Source organism: Edaphobacter modestus (assembly GCF_004217555.1).
GTDB classification, from domain to species: domain Bacteria; phylum Acidobacteriota; class Terriglobia; order Terriglobales; family Acidobacteriaceae; genus Edaphobacter; species Edaphobacter modestus.
The window spans coordinates 492,647-512,598 of sequence record NZ_SHKW01000001.1 but is presented as its reverse complement, the minus strand read 5'-3'; the positions used below and the strand labels follow the sequence as shown (position 1 = coordinate 512,598).

General features: G+C 55.9%; 14 protein-coding genes. 8 read left to right on the top strand and 6 right to left on the bottom strand.

Features of this window, described 5'->3' with window-relative positions:
* The first annotated feature begins 326 nt into the window (after positions 1-326).
* Positions 327-1,166: a helix-turn-helix domain-containing protein gene (locus BDD14_RS02105; protein ID WP_242617672.1), complete on the top strand. Its 840-nt coding sequence runs from the start codon at positions 327-329 to the stop codon at positions 1,164-1,166.
* Positions 1,167-1,172: 6 nt separating this feature from the next.
* Here BDD14_RS02105 and BDD14_RS02100 read toward each other — a convergent pair whose 3' ends face one another.
* A complete protein-coding gene (locus BDD14_RS02100; RefSeq protein ID WP_130417370.1) occupies positions 1,173-1,622 on the bottom strand; it encodes a helical membrane plugin domain-containing protein in 450 nt (149 codons plus the stop codon).
* 28 nt (positions 1,623-1,650) lie between these two features.
* The gene (fdhF, locus tag BDD14_RS02095; protein ID WP_242617671.1) at positions 1,651-4,656 is read right to left on the bottom strand and encodes a formate dehydrogenase subunit alpha; all 3,006 of its coding nucleotides are present in this window, start codon (positions 4,654-4,656) and stop codon (positions 1,651-1,653) included.
* Between the two features lie 420 nt (positions 4,657-5,076).
* Here fdhF and fdhD point away from each other — a divergent pair, with 420 nt between their 5' ends.
* The 7 genes from fdhD (at position 5,077) to BDD14_RS02060 (ending at position 14,514) form a co-directional block, all read left to right on the top strand.
* The gene (fdhD, locus tag BDD14_RS02090; protein ID WP_423201741.1) at positions 5,077-6,072 is read left to right on the top strand and encodes a formate dehydrogenase accessory sulfurtransferase FdhD; all 996 of its coding nucleotides are present in this window, start codon (positions 5,077-5,079) and stop codon (positions 6,070-6,072) included.
* Positions 6,069-6,452 carry a DUF7009 family protein gene (locus tag BDD14_RS02085; protein ID WP_130417367.1) on the top strand — a complete coding sequence of 128 codons (384 nt, stop codon included), beginning with the start codon at positions 6,069-6,071 and terminating at the stop codon, positions 6,450-6,452. Before fdhD ends, BDD14_RS02085 begins: the two co-directional genes overlap by 4 nt.
* 21 nt (positions 6,453-6,473) lie before the next feature.
* A complete protein-coding gene (locus BDD14_RS02080; protein WP_130417366.1) occupies positions 6,474-7,889 on the top strand; it encodes an alginate export family protein in 1,416 nt (471 codons plus the stop codon).
* A 23-nt stretch (positions 7,890-7,912) separates the two neighbouring features.
* Positions 7,913-9,130 carry an L-lactate MFS transporter gene (locus tag BDD14_RS02075; RefSeq protein ID WP_130417365.1) on the top strand — a complete coding sequence of 406 codons (1,218 nt, stop codon included), beginning with the start codon at positions 7,913-7,915 and terminating at the stop codon, positions 9,128-9,130.
* Positions 9,131-9,413: 283 nt separating this feature from the next.
* Positions 9,414-10,679: a cupin domain-containing protein gene (locus BDD14_RS02070; protein ID WP_130417364.1), complete on the top strand. Its 1,266-nt coding sequence runs from the start codon at positions 9,414-9,416 to the stop codon at positions 10,677-10,679.
* Positions 10,680-12,052: 1,373 nt separating this feature from the next.
* Positions 12,053-12,835: a c-type cytochrome gene (locus BDD14_RS02065; protein WP_207231663.1), complete on the top strand. Its 783-nt coding sequence runs from the start codon at positions 12,053-12,055 to the stop codon at positions 12,833-12,835.
* Positions 12,832-14,514, top strand: a complete 1,683-nt coding sequence (locus tag BDD14_RS02060; RefSeq protein ID WP_207231662.1) for an acido-empty-quinoprotein group A — start codon at positions 12,832-12,834, stop codon at positions 14,512-14,514. Before BDD14_RS02065 ends, BDD14_RS02060 begins: the two co-directional genes overlap by 4 nt.
* Before the next feature lie 88 nt (positions 14,515-14,602).
* On the opposite strand, the gene BDD14_RS02055 is transcribed toward BDD14_RS02060, so the two are convergent.
* From BDD14_RS02055 to BDD14_RS02040, 4 genes are all read right to left on the bottom strand, one after another.
* Positions 14,603-15,463: a sugar phosphate isomerase/epimerase family protein gene (locus tag BDD14_RS02055; protein WP_207231661.1), complete on the bottom strand. Its 861-nt coding sequence runs from the start codon at positions 15,461-15,463 to the stop codon at positions 14,603-14,605.
* The gene (locus BDD14_RS02050) at positions 15,451-16,434 is read right to left on the bottom strand and encodes a Gfo/Idh/MocA family protein (protein ID WP_130417362.1); all 984 of its coding nucleotides are present in this window, start codon (positions 16,432-16,434) and stop codon (positions 15,451-15,453) included. Before BDD14_RS02050 ends, BDD14_RS02055 begins: the two co-directional genes overlap by 13 nt.
* Before the next feature lie 373 nt (positions 16,435-16,807).
* Positions 16,808-19,042 carry a pyrroloquinoline quinone-dependent dehydrogenase gene (locus BDD14_RS02045; protein WP_242617668.1) on the bottom strand — a complete coding sequence of 745 codons (2,235 nt, stop codon included), beginning with the start codon at positions 19,040-19,042 and terminating at the stop codon, positions 16,808-16,810.
* Between the two features lie 91 nt (positions 19,043-19,133).
* The gene (locus tag BDD14_RS02040; RefSeq protein ID WP_130417361.1) at positions 19,134-19,856 is read right to left on the bottom strand and encodes a 3-keto-disaccharide hydrolase; all 723 of its coding nucleotides are present in this window, start codon (positions 19,854-19,856) and stop codon (positions 19,134-19,136) included.
* Positions 19,857-19,952: the final 96 nt, after the last annotated feature.

Here is a 19,952-nt window from a genome sequence, read left to right as displayed (position 1 = left end):
CATTACCCTCGCTCTGGGTCTGATGACGATCCATGGAAAAACATAACCTCCTCCGATGATTCGCCAAACACCAAAGGCACACCAGCAAGTCTTATCGCTGCGTTGGACACGAACGGCAACGGCACCTGTTGCATCTGTTGCGCCAGAGTTTCCACCTGCGCGCGCTCGCTCCGGTCGGTCGGGGTCACGGTCAGCAGCAGGTGGCCCAGCCTATCGATGGCGATAATGGGCTAAAATTATCTAGTGGTCGAGTGTGCGTTACTATGCCAAACTTACCCCAACAAAACTCTGCCCATACGATCGGGCACAAGCAGTTTTTAGTTGGTTTGAAACCGGGTCCCCCGAGTGAATACGTCTCGCAGGACTATGCCGACTACAGCCTCTACACCGCGGAGCAGCATCGCTCCATTTGGGAGCGTCACATTCACGACTGCACCCAGATCACGGTTGCCCTGAGCCCTGCGCAGGTGCGCGGTGAATGGCAGGGCACGTATGGCAACATCGAACGTCGGGAGATGAACGGTGATATAGTCTGGATCGTTCCTCCAGGCATTCCTCATGTCATACACTTCGACCGCCCTGCGACCTTGATCCACCTTTACCTCAATGAGGTGTTTTTCCAAAATATGGTGGAAGAAGCTCCTGCCAGAGTGCAAGTGAGCCTCATCCCTTCCTTGTTGGTGCGTGATCCTTTACTCATCGAACTGGCAAAGACTCTCCATCGCGAAAGCCTGGACGGTCATCTTTCGACGATGTTCACGCAATCGGTGGCCGCTCTGACGGCGACCCATCTCGTCCGTTCCTATAGCAATCGGATTCCCGCCACTGCCTCCATACGAGGAGGTATGGGGCCCAGCCGCGAGCGGCGGGTTCTGGCTTACATTGAACAACACCTGGATGAATCCATAACGCTCGAAGAGCTTGCGCGTGTGGCGGAGATCAGCCCTAACTACCTGATTGCCCTTTTTCGGCAATCCATGGGCATGACACCACATAAGTACATGGTCCAAATGCGCATCGAGCGCGCTTATACGCTACTGAAACAAAAAGAGTTCACTCTTCTGGAGATCGCGCAGCGCTGCGGCTTTCAGGACCAAAGCCAGTTCACAACAGTCTTTCGCCGCTATGTCGGCGTCACTCCTGGCCACTTCCGCCGCTCACTCTAGGCTGCTCTAAGCTGGACCGTTCTTCCTTCCCAGCGCTGCCCCGAAGATATTTAGTACCGCACCGAAGGCGCCCAGCGCACGTCGCGCATCCTTCGAAATCATTCGCCGGACGATCTCAAAGAAGCTCGGAGGCTTACCAGCCGCTTCTTCCAGGACGTCATGTAGATCGTCCGGGTTGATGTGCTTCACCAGATTTCCTGCCAGCAAGGCTAGCCGCAGAAGGTTGACCATTTCCGCAGAACTCACTACATCTGCCAGGCGGTCCACGACCATGTCCTTCGCTCCGAGTAGGCCATTGACCGTACTGAGAACATCTTTCTCGTGTAGCTTCTCCAGCACCTCGTAGGCTGCCAGGATCGCCTCCGCGTGTTCCGCGGGCGCCGCTTTCACTTTCCGCAGCAAATCATCGCGGGAGTCCGCAGGTTCAAACCTCCGAAAATCGACTGCAACCGCCATCGTGAATTCCCTTTCCTTAGTTTCTTGCTCAACGCGTCGAGCGGACTTGTATTTGTACCAGTCCGGCAGAGCCAGGTGCCCGGTAATCTGCTCGCTTCCACTTGCGCTCTACCTCCACGCCCATTTGGGGCGTAGGCTTGCCGGAGTAGCGGAAGTTCAGCGGCTTCAGCGGATTGCTTCCCCTCTCTGGAAGCACCTGCATCTTTACGACAGTTTCCTTGTACGCCGGAGTATCCGTAGCCGAGTCGGTATGGGACCCAGTAAGAACATTGACCGGCCCCTCTTCCGAAGCCAACGGAAGATAAACCTGCTTGCCGACAACGCGGGCCGTCACCAATACCTTGATCCTCAGCGACCCGTACCGGCTGGTCAGCCTCACCCACTGGCCCGACTCGATCTGGCGCTCCTGGGCAAGCTCTTCCGATACTTCGACATACCGCTCCGGAGTCTCCTCATGAATCCCGGCAACGCGGTGCGTCATATTGCCTTCATGAAAGTGCTCCAGCTGCCGCCCGTTATTCAGAAACAGATCGAACTCAACCGAGGGCTCATCGCTCGGTTCGCGAAACTGGAGCGGAAAGAACCGCGCTTTCTTGTCCGCAAAGTTGAACCCATTCACATAGAGAATCGGCTCATCCGTGCCGTCCGGATGAACGGGCCACTGGAGCGTGTTGTAGTTCTCCAGCCGTTCGAAACTGGCACCCGCATAGAGCGGAGTCAGCGAGGCCATCTCGGCCATGATCTCTGAGGGATGAGTGTAGTTCCAATTGCCGCCCATGCGGTTGGCGATGTCCTGCGTAATCTTCCAGTCAGCCCGCGCATCGCCCAATTCTGGCAGGGCCTGATACAGCCTCTGGATCCTCCGCTCTGTGCTGGTGAAGGTCCCATCTTTTTCAAGCGCCGGCGCCCCAGGCAGAACCACATCGGCATAGCGGCACGTCTCCGTGAAGAAGATGTCCTGCACCACGAAGAAGTCCAACTTCTCAAAAGCGCCCGCGACATGGTTCGCATTCGAGTCCGCCGAGATCATGTCTTCCCCGGCCAGATACATCGCCCGCAGCGTGCCATCATAGACTCCATCCACCATCTGGTGGTTGTCCAGGCCGACCTTCGCGGGCAAGGTGACGCTCCAGGTCTTCTCGAACTTACTGCGTACCTCGTCGTTCGTAACTGGTTGATACCCTGGGAAGTTGTTCGGCATCGCCCCCATATCGCTGGCGCCTTGAACATTGTTATGGCCGCGCAGCGGATAAGCGCCGCAACCGGGTCTCATATAGTTCCCTGTGGTCAACAGCAAATTGCTGATAGCGGTCGAAGAGTCCGACCCCATCACATGCTGCGTGATCCCCATGGCCCATAGCACACACATCGTCTCCGCGTGGGCAATCTCTTCGGCCACTGCTGTCAGAGTTTCGATCGGCACATTACATTGCTTCGCCGCAAACTCCATCGTGAACGGCTCGAGGCTCTTGCGATACTCCTCCACGTAGTTGACGTGCTGCGCGATGAAGTCCGTCTTCGCATAGCCGTGATCGAACATATAGCGGCTGAACGCGCAGAGCCAGACCAGATCGGATCCCGGCTTCGGCCGAAAGTGGATGTCGGCACGGGTCGCCATCTCATGTTCACGCGGGTCGGCTACGATCAGCCGCTGGCCAAAGAGCTTGTGCGCCCGCTTCACCCGTGTCGCAAGCACCGGGTGGCTCTCCGCCGTATTGCTGCCGACGATCAGTACCAGCTTCGACTGAGCAATATCTTCAATCGATCCTGAGTCACCGCCATAACCGACCGTCCTGAACAACCCTGCCGTGGCTGGTGACTGGCAGTAGCGTGAGCAGTTGTCCACGTTGTTGGTCCCGATCACAGCGCGGGCCAGCTTCTGCATCAGGTAGCCATCTTCGTTGGTGGTCTTTGAAGAGACCACCACGCCGATCGAATCGGGGCCGGACTCCTTCTTGATCTCGCCCAGTCGGCGCGCGACAAGCGTGAGCGCCTCCTCCCACTCTGCTTCGCGAAACCCGCTTCCTTCACGGATCAGCGGCTTCCGCAGGCGATCCTTGTGGTTCACATAGTCCCAGCCGAACTTGCCTTTCACGCAGGTAGAAATCGCATTGGCATCGCCATGCAGCGGCTCGATCTTCAGGATCTTGCGGTCCTTGGTCCACACATCGTACGAGCAACCCACGCCGCAATAGGTACAGACGGTCTTCGTCTTCTTGATGCGTTCTTCGCGCATCGTCGCCTCAACCTGCGATACCTGCATCACGGCGCCATAGCCCATTTCAGGCTCAATGGCCTTGATGACTTCAATCATCTTGTCCAGTGACTCTTGCGGTGTCGAGGTCAGATAACCCGCCTCGCCCAGCATCGACTTCTCCATCAGTGCGTTGCACGGGCAAACCGTAATGCAGTGTCCGCAGGAGACACAGCTCGATCCGCCAATCTGCATCCCGCCGTCCCACAGCACCCGCGGCCTTTCCAACTCCCATCCGATGCTCAGCGTCTCGTTTACCTGCACAGTCTGGCAAGCCTGCACGCAGCGCCCGCACAGAATGCATTGACTCGGATCGTAACGGTAGAACGGGTTGGACATGTCCACCGGATACGGCTTCGCCTTAAACTCATGTTCCTGGTGCTCCACCTTCATCGCGAGCGCCGTATTGTGTACAGTGCAGTTTTCGTTGTTGTTGTCGCAAACCGTGCAGTAGAGCATGTGATTGCCCAGGATCACGTCGAAGGCCTCGGCGCGTGCATCCACTGCCCGCTTCGACTCCGTTACGACATCCATACCTGGTGTAACCTTCATCCCGCAGGAGCGGACCAGCTTCCCATCCACCTCTACCATGCAGGTGTCGCAGGTCTGAATCGGTCCCATCAGCGCAGAGTGATAGCAAACATGCGGAATATCCTTTTCCCGCAGTACTGCCTCGAGTAACAAATCCGATGGTTGGGCTTCTACCTCTCGTCCATCAATCCTCAGATGAACTGTTTCGCCAGACTCTACCTTCATCGACGGCGGAAGTACTTCACTCATCGTCTCTTGCATTCGAACCCTCAACCGCAAACTTTTCTAGATCAGCATCACCGGAGACCGGGATACGGTGTTTCGTAATTAAGTCTGCGCTCGTTTCTCTAGTGCGGACTTTTGAATTTCTCCTCGTTTTTTTCAATTCCTCCACAAAAATTTCTCGTTGCGTTGAATCCTGCTCCCTAAGGGCCTTTCGCCTCATCATAATGAACCGAGTCGAAATACTGACAACACTGTCGACCTTCAGTCACGGAGCGAAACACCAAGTGCTGACCTATTGCTGAAAAGACTCAACATTCGCCATCCGCCCTTTGGCTGCTCGATTGCACATCGCTAGGACGGATATTCAAATGGAAGATGTAGTTTTGCATTCGTAATTGGATTTTTAAATATTCCGATTACCAGATGGTTTTCGAAGGGATGCTCGTGGCGCAAACGGCTTTTGAAACGAACTCGATGGATGCCAAAAAGCCACTTCACGACTATCCCGAGTCCCATCCAGGTTCCGCCTCCCCGGTCACGATTTCTCGCATAGATCGCGCAGCCTCCGAGACAGTCGCAGATCTTCTAGCGGTGGAAGAGCCGCTTGAAATACAACTCACGTTCGGTCCCTCCGATGCCCGGCGCACGAAATCCATCACCGTCACCATGCGCACCCCAGGCCACGACGAAGAGCTAGCAGCCGGATTTCTCCTTACCGAAGGCGTGCTTGAAGACAGCACACAGATCGTGCACATCGACAAAGCCGCCGGCACAGCCCCACCCAACAACTCCTCTCCCGGCACAGCCCCACCCAACAACTCCTCTCCCGGCGCACTGCAACACACAATCCCCGGCAACATCGTTCGCGTCGAAATCGAGCCCGGCGTCGAATTCCGTGCCGCGACACTGGAGCGCAATTTTTACACCACATCGAGCTGCGGTATCTGCGGTAAGGCTTCCCTGTTGGCCCTCCGTTCGGTCTGTCCACCCCGTCGCCGCAACGACCTCTCCCTCTCCGCCGAAACGCTCTATGCTTTGCCAGGCCTGCTTCGCAACTCCCAGCAGGTCTTTGCTGCGACCGGCGGTCTGCACGGCGCAGCGCTTTTCACTCCAGAGGGCCAGCTTATACTTTCGCGCGAAGACGTCGGCCGCCACAACGCCGTAGACAAGCTTCTAGGCAACCAGTTTCTTGCTGACACCATTCCCTTGTACGACAAGGTCTTGATGCTCTCCGGTCGCGTCAGCTTCGAACTGCTGCAGAAGTCCGCAATGGCCGGCATTCCTATGGTGGCCGCGGTCGGCGCGCCCTCCAGCCTGGCCGTAAAAGTCGCTCAGGAATTCGATATCACCCTCATCGGCTTTCTGCGCGACCGGCGATTCAACGTCTACCACGGGATCGATCGCATTACCCACCTACATAACCCGGAGGCCAACTCATGAAACTTAGACTGAAAGGAAATTCACTGCGCCTGCGCGTGACTCGCTCGGAACTCACCTCCCTGCAGGCAGGCAAACGCATCCAGGAAAGCGTGCTTTTTCCCGCCGATCCCCCAGCAAGTCTGGGTTATGTCCTCGGAATCGGTTCACACAACCAGCCAGTGCACGTCGTGCTCGCTTCACAGCAGATCGTCGTGAGCCTATCTCAGGACCAACTCGTGAGCTGGAGCGGCGAACACCAGGTCGGCATTTACGCATCACTCCCTGTCGCGGAAGGTACGGTTCTCGAAGTCGCCATCGAAAAGGACTTCGCCTGCCTGGACCTCAGCGACGAAGACAACACGGATACCTTCGCAAATCCTATGGCTGGCAAAGCCTGTTAGCAGTTCTATCGGAGAACAGTAGTGAGATTCAAATCGTTTCGTAATCGTCCCCCCTCGAACACTCGAATCACCCTGATCGCCCTCGCCGCAATCGTCGCCTTTTCCTCTATTCACGCCATCGCACAGGAAACTCTCTACTCCGACTATCCCCAAAAACGCGGCAAGGTTGAATCTCTTCAATGGAACGATCTGCCTTCCTGGATGACGCTCAGCATGGAGCTTCGCGGCCGCACGGAGGGCCAAACCTCCTTCAACTACACCCAGAACGGAGATCGCATCTACGAGCTCACTCGCGCCTATGGAGCGGTAGAAGTCAGGCCGACCAGCTTTCTTACCGGCTATCTCCAGTTCATGGATACGCACGCGCTCGGGCTGCCCACGCACGTCGTCGCCGCCAACATGCGTGACGCCTTCGACCTTCGCCAGGGCTATCTAGATTTTCACGAACGTCCGGGCGGCGTGCCTATCGAGATCATCGCCGGCCGCCAGGAGTTGAAGTTCGGTAGTGAGCGCATCATCGGTATCAGCGACTGGACCAACAATAGCCGCACCTGGGACGGCTTCGACGCGCGCATCGGCGACAAGAACCGTATAGACCTTTTCTCCACCTCCGTCGTCGCCGTGCATCCCACATCGCTCGACAAGCACGGTGCCGGCCTAAACTTCCACGGCGCCTACGGCTCCATCACCACATGGATTCCGAAGGTGCATCTCTCCCCTTACGTCCTCGTTCATACTGCGCGCGGCGTTACCAGCAACCAGGGCATCAAGGGCAACGAGATCGAAACAACCTTCGGAGCCGAAATTGAAGGCGCACTGCCTGCCCACTTCGCCTACGAAGCCAACGCCTCGCTGCAGCGCGGCAGTTACTCCAACAACTCAATCCATGCAGGGCAAACCTTCGATAAACTCTCCTACACGCTCGCGAAAGTGCCCTGGACACCGCGCATCGGTGGCGAATTCGACTACGCCACAGGCAACAACAATGCCAACTCCAACGTCATCGCGACCTACGATCAGTCCTATCCGTCCAATCACAACGCCTTCGGACTCGTCGATCTTTTCGGTTATCAGAACATTCGCCAGGAACGCATCAACCTCGATCTCGGACCCAGCAAGAACTTCACCATGTTGTTCCAGGGAGGTTTTCTGAATCTCGCCCAGAAGAACGACTCCATCTACTCCAGCTCGGGCTCGGTCACCCTCAAACCGCCCACCGGCGGCTTCGCCACTACCAGCCTCGGGCAAGAATTTGATGCTTCCGCAAAGTACGTTTACCACGATCACATTGTGGCGAACATCGGTGTGGGCCATCTGTTTCCCGGCGAAGTACTCGTCGACAACAAGCACGGCGCCGCGGAAACGATCGGCTACTTCTCTCTCACCTATCGCTTCCGCGTCGACAAGCAATCTGAAACTTCAACAACACAAAAATAGAAAGGGAACAAAACAAACCAACCATGCCCGACAACAATGACTACAATCGTTGGTGGATTGCCGTTGCTGGAATCCTGATGCAAGTTGCCTTGGGAGCTGTCTATGCATGGAGCGTGTTCCGTGTACCGCTGGCCAAGCAGTTTCATTGGAGCATCTCGCAGATTACCCTGACCTTCACCATTGCGATCATGGTCGTCGGGTTCGCGTCGTTCTTTGGTGGCCTCTGGTCGAAGCGGGTCGGCCCGCGCGTCGTTGCCATCACCGGTGGCGTGCTGTACGGCGGCGGTTTGATTCTGGCCAGCTTCTCGAGCATCGGCCTGTGGTGGCTCTATCTCAGCTATGGCGTGATCGGTGGGACGGGGCTTGGCTTCGCCTATATCGTGCCCATCTATGTGTTGGTGAAGTGGTTTCCCGACCGCCGCGGCCTGATGACGGGCATTGCGGTCGGAGGCTTTGGCTTCGGCGCTCTGATCACCGCTCCGTTGGCCACTCACCTGATCCAGACCGTCGGCGTACTGCATACCTTTGCCTATCTCGGCATCGCCTTCTTGCTCCTCACCGTGGCGACCGGCTTCTTCATGCAGAATCCGCCCGAGGGATGGGCGCCAGCCGGCTGGGCACCGGTCCAGACGCAGAATGTAACGGGGACGGTTACGTCCTATACCCTGGGCCAGGCGTTGAAGACCTGGCAGTGGTGGGCGTTGTGGCTGCTGCTGTTCCTGAACACCTCGGCCGGTATCTCGATCATCTCGCAGGAGTCTCCGATGTTCCAGGAGTTTGCGAAGACCACCGCAATCGTCGCGGCCGGCATGGTAGGCATCGTGGCCATCGGCAATGCGCTCGGCCGTGTCTTCTGGGCCTGGGCCTCTGACCTGCTGGGTCGGCGTGCGACCTTCGTGGTCATGTTCCTTCTGCAGATTGGCCTGTTCTGGTTTATTCCCAGCCTGCATACGGCCGGCATAGTGACTTTGGTCAGCTTCATCATCCTGATGTGTTATGGCGGCGGCTTCGGCACCTTGCCGGCGTTCGCGGCGGACTACTTCGGCCCAGCCAACATTGGGTCGATTTATGGACTCATCCTGACTGCATGGGGGTTCGCCAGCGCCTTCGGACCGCTGCTGATCGCGCATATGCGCCAGGCCACGGGGAACTACACCACAGGCTTGCACATGATCGCCGGCATCATGGCGCTCTCGACCATCCTGCCTCTTCTGATCAGGCCACCGGCGGAAGCGAGGTAAGAAGGCTTAGAGAGCAGCAAAGCACATGGCGCACGGATGGAGTGGAGACCATAGGGATCTGGAGTGAGTTGAGCCCTAAGGTCAACTCAGGGCTTGCAGCCTTCGAGCTTCTCCGTCTCGGAGAGCAGTGTTCATGCGACCAAAACGGCATTGATGCATCGAAGATGCGTCGCAGGCGCAGCGATTTGTGAATCGTTACTTCGACGGACCCTCGGACAGTATGTGCGCGGGTCACAAAGTATCCATTGCAAATGGATCCAAACAAACAAAGGAAGGTACAAGCATGACAGAACAAAACGATAAAATGAGCAAGGACGGCGTCAGCCGGAGATCGTTTCTCGGCAAGACCTCGGCGGCTCTGGTAGCGGCAGCCAGCCTGCCGATCGTCGCTGCGGCGCAGCAGACGAGGGATCTGAGCGGCGACACGCACACCGGCGTTAACGAGCAGGAGCGGGGCCCGAAGAACCCGAGCCTGGAGGCTCAGGAGCCGGATTCGATGTTTCCGCCGACCACCGATGCGGGTGGACAGCCTCCGTTCAAGTACCCGATGGGATTTGCCCGCAAGCGCATTGAAGCGGGCGGCTGGACGCGTCAGGTGACGATCCGTGACTTCCCGCTGTCGAAGAAGATGGCCGGCGTGGAGATGCGTCTGATCGGGGGCGGCGTTCGCGAGTTGCACTGGCACGTGGGCTCGGAGTGGGCGTACATGACGGCCGGCAGCGCGCGTGTCACGGCGGTGGACCAGAAGGGCCGTGCGTTCGTTGAGGACGTGAAGGAAGGAGATCTCTGGCTGTTCCCGGGTGGCGTACCGCACTCGATCCAGGGCCTGGGCGAGGATGGCTGTCAGTTCCTGCTGGTGTTCGACGATGGCAACTTCAGCGAGTACGAGACCTTCCTGCTGACCGAGTGGCTGCACCACACACCCAAGGAAATTCTGGCGAAGAACTTCGGCGTCGACGCGTCGGTGTTCAAGAACGTGCCCAAGGAGAAGTTCATCTTCCCGACCGAGCTTCCGCGTTCTCTGGCCGAGGAGAAGAAGCAGGTGTATGCGGTTACCGGACCGGTGCCCGACACGTATGCCTTCTACGCGTCCACGATGAAGCCGACCAAGGTGACCGCGGGCGGCAGCGTGAAGATCGTGGACGTCCACAACTTCCCCATCACCGGCATCGCTGCAGCGATCGTGACGCTGAAGCCGGGCGGATTGCGTGAGCTGCACTGGCACCCGAACGCGGACGAGTGGCAGTACTTCGTGAAGGGTACGGCCCGCATGTGCGTCTATGCGGCGGCTGGACGTGCGCGCACGATGGACTTCCACCCGGGCGATGTGGGCTACGTCGATCAGTCGATGCCGCACTATGTGGAGAACATCGGCGACGACGACCTGGTGTTCCTCGAGGTCTTCCCGACCGCCGAGTACCAGGACATCTCGCTGGGCGAGTGGCTGTCGCACACGCCGTCGCGCCTGGTTGACGAACACCTCGGCACCGGCGAGGAGTTTCTGGCGAAGATCAGCAAGAGCGAAGTTGTTGTCACGCCGGAGAAGTAAATCGAGAGCATATGATGAGCAGCAACCCCGGAGTAGTGCAAGACGCACTGCTCCGGACCTCTGAAGAGAGAGGAGCTGCCGTTGCATAAGTTGGTTGAAAGCCTCGCGTGCTGCGGCCGCACAGGAGGCATCCACTCGAAGGACCACTCCCTAGTCAACGAGCTAGAGCCTCAACCCAGGAATACCCCACTCGACGCCCAGAATCCGTCGTCCGACTCACATGCGTCAGACAAGCGGCAACTATAGCAGCGGCCTCCATGCTCTCGCTCTGATCGTTCTCGTCGCAACCGTCATCCCTCTTGCTGTACGCCCTCCGGCGTGACGTAAATCATGAAAATTGAATGTGACCTGCTGGTTCCTGGTGGATAGACTGTCGAATTTCGCGGTCCGATAGCCCATGAGGATGTTCTGATTCGGACAATCAGCCGAAACAGGTCGACTACATTGATAAAGGGATCTTCAAATTAGGACACCTTTCTCAGAATGGGACCGGGGCAGCGAGGTGGAAAGAGATGTGGGGCAGATAAAACCTCAAGGACAATCGTTGTACAAAGAGGAAATGCTTTAGCGCAAGATGGCCTCGAGCGCGAGAAAACAGTGTTCATCGAACAGTAGCTTATCCTGTGTCCCCAGAACCGGTGGAGGTGAGTGAGAACCCGCCTCCACCCGAATTCAGTAGCATCGAGTGCTGATTTCGACGCAGATTCAAGTTTTAAGTTTTTCTGTAGATCGCTGTGCCGGAATAGTGTTGAATTTCCTACTCAGGATGTTTCGTCCAGTCGACCAGCCTTTTGAAGCCACATTCTCCGTGTGTTGCCCCACTCTGGCTCGAACGAAACCTGCCAACGGCCACTCTGGTTTTGCAACTCTGTTACGGTAGATGGTCTGAATGCGGGGGGCACCGGCGTTTCCGACCATACAGCGTCTATTGAGAGTACTCCCGAGAAAATTCCATCATTATGGAAACTGGGGACCAAAATCACCGCGAGCAAGACGGTAACCGCACCGCAGCTCGCTTCGATACACAGGATCAAAGCCGCAAACGAAGAAAATCAGCACCCATACACCGCTAGCGGATTGGAGGGTCACGCTGCACCCCAAATTGCCCTTAGAGCGGTAGACCTGTACAGACATTCCAGCGTGTAGTAAAAATTCAATCAGTTCCCGTTGACGTGAACGCGCTTTCACTACTTCGCGCATGTCGCGGTCGTGGGAATTGCAGTTTACGTACGAAAATCGACAAACTCGAAAAGACTGGCGTGTTTCGCTGTGCCTTGCTGCATTAAGCTATGATCAATATCCGATTCCGTTTTCTTGCCATAGGTACAGCATTTCTGGGCACTGCCCTGGCTGTTGTATGTTGGGACTCTCCAGTGACGCTTGTAGCAATGGCTGGACAGGCACCTGGTTCGTTCAATTCCGGCCAGCCACGTGCAACCGAAGATCCTGCGACAGTGGCGCACGGTAAGACACTCTATGGAATTAATTGCCAGGCCTGCCACGGAGCGGACCTGCGCGGGGGCGACATGGGCGGCCCCAACCTTCTCCGTTCGCAGGCAGCGCTTAGCGATGAGCACGGAGAAATGATCGTCCCGATCATTCAAGGAGCGCGTCAGGCGCAGGGAATGCCCAATATCGGTCTTAGTGATCAGGATGCAGGAGCTGTGGCAGCATACCTGCGTAGCATGATCGGCGCCATCGGCAGTCAGGGCAAACCGCCAGGCGAAGAAAAGCCGTTGGATATTGTGGTCGGCGATCCTGGCCGCGGAAGTAACTACTTCGCGGCACACTGCAACACGTGTCACTCCACCACGGACGATTTGAAAGGTATTGCAAGTCGCTTTCCTGAGCCGAAGACCTTGCAGGCGCGGTGGCTTGCAGGAGGTCCATTAACTGGTCGAAACAGTGCGGCAACGAAAGCAACCGCAGAGGTGACCACGAAACCAGGCCAACCGGCGTCGGGAAGCCTGGTTCACATCGATGACTTTCTGGTGACGCTTCGCCTGAGCGATGGCACAGAACGCAGTTATCGACGCGACGGTCCAACTCCGCACGTTGTTGTGCATGATCCCTTACAGAAGCACCGGGACATGCTGCCGACGTACACAGATGAGAACGTTCACGACATAACTGCATACCTGGTGACTTTGAAGTGAAAATTAGACAACAAATACTCTCTATCACTTCCCTTTTTCTGGTGTCGGCCACGTCGTTTGCGCAGGGTGTCGGCGTTTCACCGCAAGATCTGTTAAAGCCTTTAGCGAACTCCTGGCCAACGTATAACGGCGACTACAGTGGCAAGCGTTATAGCGCGCTGACGGCAGTAAATCGCCAGACTGTCAAAAATCTTGGTTTGGCATGGTTTTCTAAACTCACACCAGGAGATGGTGCGCTCGGATCCGTTGATAACACCAGTAACGCCCCTGTGAATCTCACCATCGGCGGCGAGGGACCTGGAAATATTAATATTCGCTCTGGCTCGATCAAAGGTTCTGTTTTAGCTGTGGATGAAACTCTGTACGTCACCATGCCTGATAACGCGTGGGCTCTGGATGCGCGCGACGGACACCAGCTGTGGCACTATTTCTGGAAGACCAAGGGCGGAACACACATCGGAAATCGCGGATTTGGCATGTGGAACAACTATCTCTACATGGAGACGCCCGATGACTACCTGGTCTCACTGGACGCGAAAACTGGTAAGGAACGCTGGCACCGGATGATTGCCAGCGTGGATCAAGGCTATTTCGCTACGCCTGCGCCAATTGTCATAGGCAACCATGTGTTGGTCGGAGTCGGAAATGACATTGATTCACCTGGCTTCCTGCAATCTTACGACGCAGAAACCGGCGAGTTACAGTGGAAGTTCTACACAGTACCAATGAAAAAAGACGATCCTGGGGCTGATACATGGGCCAGTCTGGACGCTGCCCAACATGGCGGTGCGCAAACCTGGATCACCGGTGCTTATGATCCCGAGACACACCTCTATATCTTTGGCACTGGCAATCCAACACCTGCCTACACCACCGGCATTCGTGGCGACAAGGACAACCTGTTTACCTGCACGCTGATTGCGCTCAATGTGGACACTGGCAAGATGGCATGGTATTTCCAAACCTCGCCGCATGACATGCATGATTACGACTCGGCGCAGACACCCGTACTTTTTGATGGGATGTTCAAAGGCAAAATGCGCAAACTGGTGGCGACCGCCGCGCGCAATGGGTATTACTTCACGCTGGATCGTGTCACTGGCGAACACCTGGTTACCAGCAGGTATGGTCTCACTACAAACTGGGCGAAGGGTCTGACGCCTGCCGGTGGACCCCAGCATGATCCTGCTAAGGACGCCACGATAGCGGGATCGCTCGGTTCTCCTAATTCGAGCGGAACCATCAACTGGCAGCCAGTCGCCTTTTCGCCACTCACCAATTTGTTATACGCCTACGAAACCGACACTTTTGCGCTTTTGTATTTGACGGATCCCGACCCTCGTGGCTCTATGGGCCTGGGTGGGAAGGAAGAGGTACCGGTCGGTACAGTTGGCAGCTATCTGACGGCAATCGATTACAGAACAGGTAAGGCACGCTGGAGGCACCGTTTCTATAGCAGCAACATCGGAGGTGGCGGTCTGCTGACCACCGCCGGTGGTCTTCTTTTCTCCGGAGATGGCTCAAACAATTTAGTGGCCTACGATGCCATGGACGGAAGGTCTATCTGGAACGCACGCATCGGACAGATCACCAATGCACCGCAGACATTCGAACTCGACGGTCATCAGTACGTTATCTGTGCGTCTGGTGATACGCTCTGGTCGTTCGTCCTTCACTAGGATGACTTGCGACGGGGGTTATATCCATAAGGATCTCCAGTGCCTCCGGCTACCTAAAAGGATGAACGCCCCTCGCTCGTTGCGGCGTCTATGAGCTGACGTAAAGCCCAGCGTCAGCCTTCCACTCCTTCAATCGACCGATAGCCGTTTGGATATCTTTCAACTTTTGTTGCAGATTGGGTTCTTCTCTTTCGATGGCAAGTGAACCGGTATATCCCATCCGTTTCAGTTGCCCTAAAAACGCGGGGAAGTCGACCTCGCCATCTCCAAGAGCGCACTCTGAACCAAGCAGGCCAGAACCAGGCACGGGTGATTGACCATCCTTGCAATGGACGGAAAGAACATGTTCCTGCAATAGCGCGAGTGCCTCAGTGGGATCGCCGGATCCATAGAGAATCATGTTCGCAGGATCGAAGTTTACCTTTAGATTGGTACGGCTCACATCTGCGATAAAACTCAGCAGTACCGTCGCTGCTTCCTGCCCGGTCTCGAGGACGAAGTTCTGTTTGTGCTCAGCACACGCATCACAAAGAACGCGAGTAAGCTCGACAAGTTCCGCGTAGAGGACTTCCTGTGGGTCAGCGGGGATAAAGCCAATATGGCATGAAACCGCGTAGATGCCCAAGGCATGTGCGAACGCCGCAATCTCGCGCGTTCTTGCAATACGTTCCGCACGATACAACGAAGTGGTGAAGCCGACCGATTCGTGTACCCGGGCTAAAGTGGAATAATCTTCGCCAGCATAGGAGCAGACCGCGCCCGTGACGTTAACGCCCGATATTGCAAGTTCAGACTTCCAGTCATCAAGCACCTTGCCACAATCGAGAGTCGGAGGCACGCCCAGTTGGCCCGATTGCAGGCCAAACGACCGCAGTTGCTGCAGCGTCGCCCCAGCACTCTCCTCGGCCCAGAAGACCAGTCCGATCTCCATCGGTTCTACATTTTCCATGCAATTTCCTTTCCGTTCGCATCACGTGATGCCTTGAGTAAATTTGAAAGCCGAACCGCAGCAGCTGACTCCGTAGGGAGGCAAATCGCCGGTAAGACATTCCGTCGGCAACAGTCGATGAAGTAGAAGATCTCGTCGAAGTACGGATCTTGTTCTGGAATCTCCACCAGATGGTCCGTCCCATTTTCATCTCTGCGACGAAGTGCACCATCCCGGAATGACAACGACCTGCCGCCTGCCTCTATCTCAAAGCTTGCAGAGAACGGAACATCCGGGACGAACCACCCACCTTCCACCTGCACAACGAAACCGTCCTCATACTGCAGGGTTGCCTTCATAGTGTCGACAGGGCCTTGACTTACGGCTCTTACCCATTTCGGTGCTCCGAAGAGGCTAAGAGCCTGGTCGAGATCGTGGCTAAGGAGATCTAAGATTGCTCCACCGCTCCGTTCCTCCTTACCAAGCCAGCCACCCCAGTCAGGATAACCGGTTCTGCGCCGTAGAACGCAACGGCTCACTGCATCATGACCCACCTCTTTGATAAAGTCTGCGGCATAGCGATATGGGTACATAAATCGCAGTACCTGACCTACCATAAAAATATGGCCACTCACTTCAGCTGCAGCGAGAATCACGTCGCAGTCCTCGGAGTGAATCGCCATGGGTTTCTCGCAGAAAACATGCTTGCCCGCGGAAAGCGCGGCGAGTACTACCTCCTTGTGCAAGTCGGTCGGAAGACACACATCCACGGCATCGATCTCTGGGTCTTTCAGAATCTCGCGCCAATCCGGATGCCAGACAACATCTCCTGGCAGGGGACCACTTTTAAGGTTCAGGTTGCCTCGTGTAGGTCCCGGGTTTGATGGCCGGGTACGCGACGAGACCGATTTCACCGTAACTCCATCGATTCTCTGAATTGCTGCAAGGTGAGCGCCGCCCATAAATCCATAGCCAAGTAATGCAAGTTTCATCGCTTCTAATTCCTCTTCAGTATTGCGCTCTCAAAACAAGCGCCAGCTATGCTCCTGAGTTGGCGCTCTTATAGTTTCACCTCTATTCTCTATTATTTCCGATCGGGTAACCATAAAACCCTGGCATGGCGTTCCGCTCTGGAATGCCAGCTGCAAACTGAATCAGATGGGTTTGACAATGGCGTGTTTCGGATCGCAACGCGGCAGGCTATTGAGAACAACATCCTGCCACGCCTTATCGGATCGACGCAGATAGTTTTTAGCGATGCTGAACTCACCCTGTTGCCGCGGAGCGCTGCATCCATTGCAGCACTCAGAATTTCTGACAGCTCTAGATGCCCATCGCAGGCTTTAGATTTTCCTGCCAGAAATATCAGTTTTTGACTCTTCCATCAGGCAACGCAAATGCAACATAGGCACCGTGAATGGGCTCCTGCGAAGCCGGATGTCCCACAACGGCATGCGTATGCGTGGTAGAGCGTGCTGCGGCGCAGAAGACCACATACTCTCGACCGTTGATCTCGTAAATTGCAGGCATGCCCTCCAGCCCGGAGCCAAGTTCAGTCTCCCATAGCACCTTACCGGTGCTGGAATCCAATGCGCGCACCTTCCGGTCGCGCGAACCTGTAAAGATAAGCCCGCCCGCCGTAACAATAGGATTCACTTTAGGAAAATGGGATCCGGTCCTGGTATAGCCCTGTGCCGCCATTTCAGGAACCTCTCCCAACGGCATCTGCCACCGAATAGTTCCTGTGTTCAGGTCATACCCAGTCAGGGTTGTCCATGGGGGAGCTATCACGGGTAGACCGCTCTCCGCAAACATGAAGCCGAATCCGCTTCGATAATGCGCAGCGGTTGGATCGCCTGCATCAACTCTTGTCTTTTGGCCGTTCGTTGCCGGAACACTGGGAGCCAGGTCTGGACGTGTCAGGTACGCGATCAACGTGGTCACATCACTGCTGGAGAGTCGCGCAAATGATGGCATCGGGCCCTTGCCATAGCGCACCGCATCTTCAATCTCCTTCTCGTCCATTCGCGACCTTATATCGAGTAGGGAAGGAATTGCCGGAGGCTTCCCTTCTCTGTTGCTTCCGTGGCACAAGCTGCAGTTCGCCTCAAATAATGCGCGGCCTCGCACCTCGGGAGAGCCAGTCTTCAGTGGTTCCGCGGCCAGCGTTAGCTTTAGCATCGATGGCAAATCCTTCGACACGACGTAGAGATATCCCTTTTCAGGATCGATGGCCGCTCCGCCGAAGTTTGCACCGCCATTGTTGCCCGGCATCTCGACCGTGTTCTCAAGCCCTGGCGGTGTGAATAGACCTTGATTCCGGGCACCCTTTATCTGGAGTCGCAGTTGCTCTCGCTCCGCTGGTTCAAGAAATGGACTGAGATCTTTCTCTGTGAACGTCTGGCGAGCAAACGCCGGCGGCTTCGAGGGAAAGGGCTGTGTGGGCGAGGTCTCCTCACCCGGCATGTCCGACTTGGGTACGCGCCGCTCCTCTACAGGCCAAAGTGGTTTTCCCGTTTCGCGCTCGAAGACCCATATAAAGCCCACCTTACTGGCCTGCGCCACAACGTCAACCATCTTGCCGTCGTGCCGCACCGTCAGGAGCATCGGCGTCGTCGCATTGTCATAGTCCCAGATATCGTGATGAACTGTCTGGTAATACCAGATGAGTTTTCCAGTCCTCGCATCCAACGCAAGAAGGCAATCTCCAAAGAGATTTGCCCCTTTGCGATTCGCTCCGTAAAAGTTGTACTTGGGACTGGCCGTGGGAACAAAGATCATCCCGCGTTTCTCATCCAGGGCCATGCCGCTCCATGCATTCGCTCCGCCTACGGACTTCCATGCGTCTTTTGGCCATGTCTCATAGCCAACCTCACCAGGATGAGGAATAGTATGGAAGGTCCATTCCAGATGACCGGTGAGGATGTTGTACGCACGAATATCACCGGGCCCCGATTCATACTCCTCATTCGTCGCAGAGCCAAGGATGAGCAGGTCATGGAAAACGCGCCCGGGATTATAGGACTGAACCAAGGTAAGCTTCTTTGGATCACGCCCAAGCCCCTCACGCAAGTCTACGCGACCTGTAGTGCCAAAACTTGCAATTGGCTTACCCGTTCTCGCATCCAGTTCCTGCAAAGCGTTGTCTACCGCTAAAATCAGTCGCTGATCCTTCTTGTCTTCACTCTCCCAATAGTTAATGCTGCGATTCGTGATGAGCGAGGTCTTAGCGTCAAAACTGTGTGACCATATCTCTCGGCCGCTAGTCGCATCCAGGGCAACCACCGAGTTGTTGCGAGCGAGGACATACATCACGTCGCCAATGACGATGGGATTGAATGCATAGCCGCGTTCGTCTCCTGTTTCAAAGGTCCAGGCGCGCTGCAGCTTTCGAACATTCGTTCGATTGATCTGACGCAGCCCAGAATACTGCGAGCCGTCAGACGAACCGCCGTAATCTCGCCATGTCGTGTGCTGTGCATGCACACAACATGGCGAGATTACCGTCAGTAAACCAAAACAGACCGAGAAGAGACTTCGGCTAACCTTTAGCACAGTTTGCGCTTTCGCCATACCTGCCTTTACTGCAAACCGCGCCACGGTCTGCTCCTCTATCTAAATCTGGCGCATCCCAGTAACAGAACCAGGTCTGCCGCAAGCTTAGGTGGTTCCTATGGTGCAACAGAGAGTCTCAGCGAGTTGAAAGGTCCCGAATCCAAATATCTTTGAACTGCATGTTGCCAGCGCCGCCCGCATGAAGTTGGAGAGCGATCTTTCCATCCGGAGCACTTGGCTTTGGATCAGTGAAATCGACCATCGGCACACCATTCAACCTGGAGCGATACCGATTCCCAATCACTTCGACAAAGTAATCGTTCCACTCGCCCTTCCGTACCACTCCTTCATTCTCAGGGGAAGGCCATACCACCCAACCACGGCCATCTTCGCCATAGACGCCGCCCGTATGGTGCATCATCGTGCAATCGATCTCGAACTGCATCCCCTGCGTAGTATCCACCGAATTCGGCTTGAACCCCGTATGGAAGAAAACGCCGCTATTGCCGTCGCCTACGCACTTGAAACGAAGCGACAATTGAAAATCCTTATAGTCCTTCTCCGTCTCAAGATAGCCATAAGCTTTGGTCAGTCCACGACCATGCAACAGGCCATCCCCTTCCACGGTCCAACTCTCGGCGCCAATCTTTGTCCAACCCGTAAGGTCTGAACCATTAAAGAGCTGGATCCAGTCGTTTCCCGGCACCTTGGGCTTCTGCTGTCCCGTGAGATCCGTGCTGGATGCGACAATGAGGACCATTGCGAATAGGCAAGCGATGAAACTCTTGAAAGAGCTCCTCTTCGCCTCTGCATTGACTGGAGGAACGGACTTCAAAAACTCGGCGTTCGACGTATCCATTTGCGATGCTCTCTCCCTGCTGTCGATATTAGAAATCCTTATTTGAAACAAGCGCTCGCCAATCGAGCACAACACGGTTATTGCCTTCTTGAACGA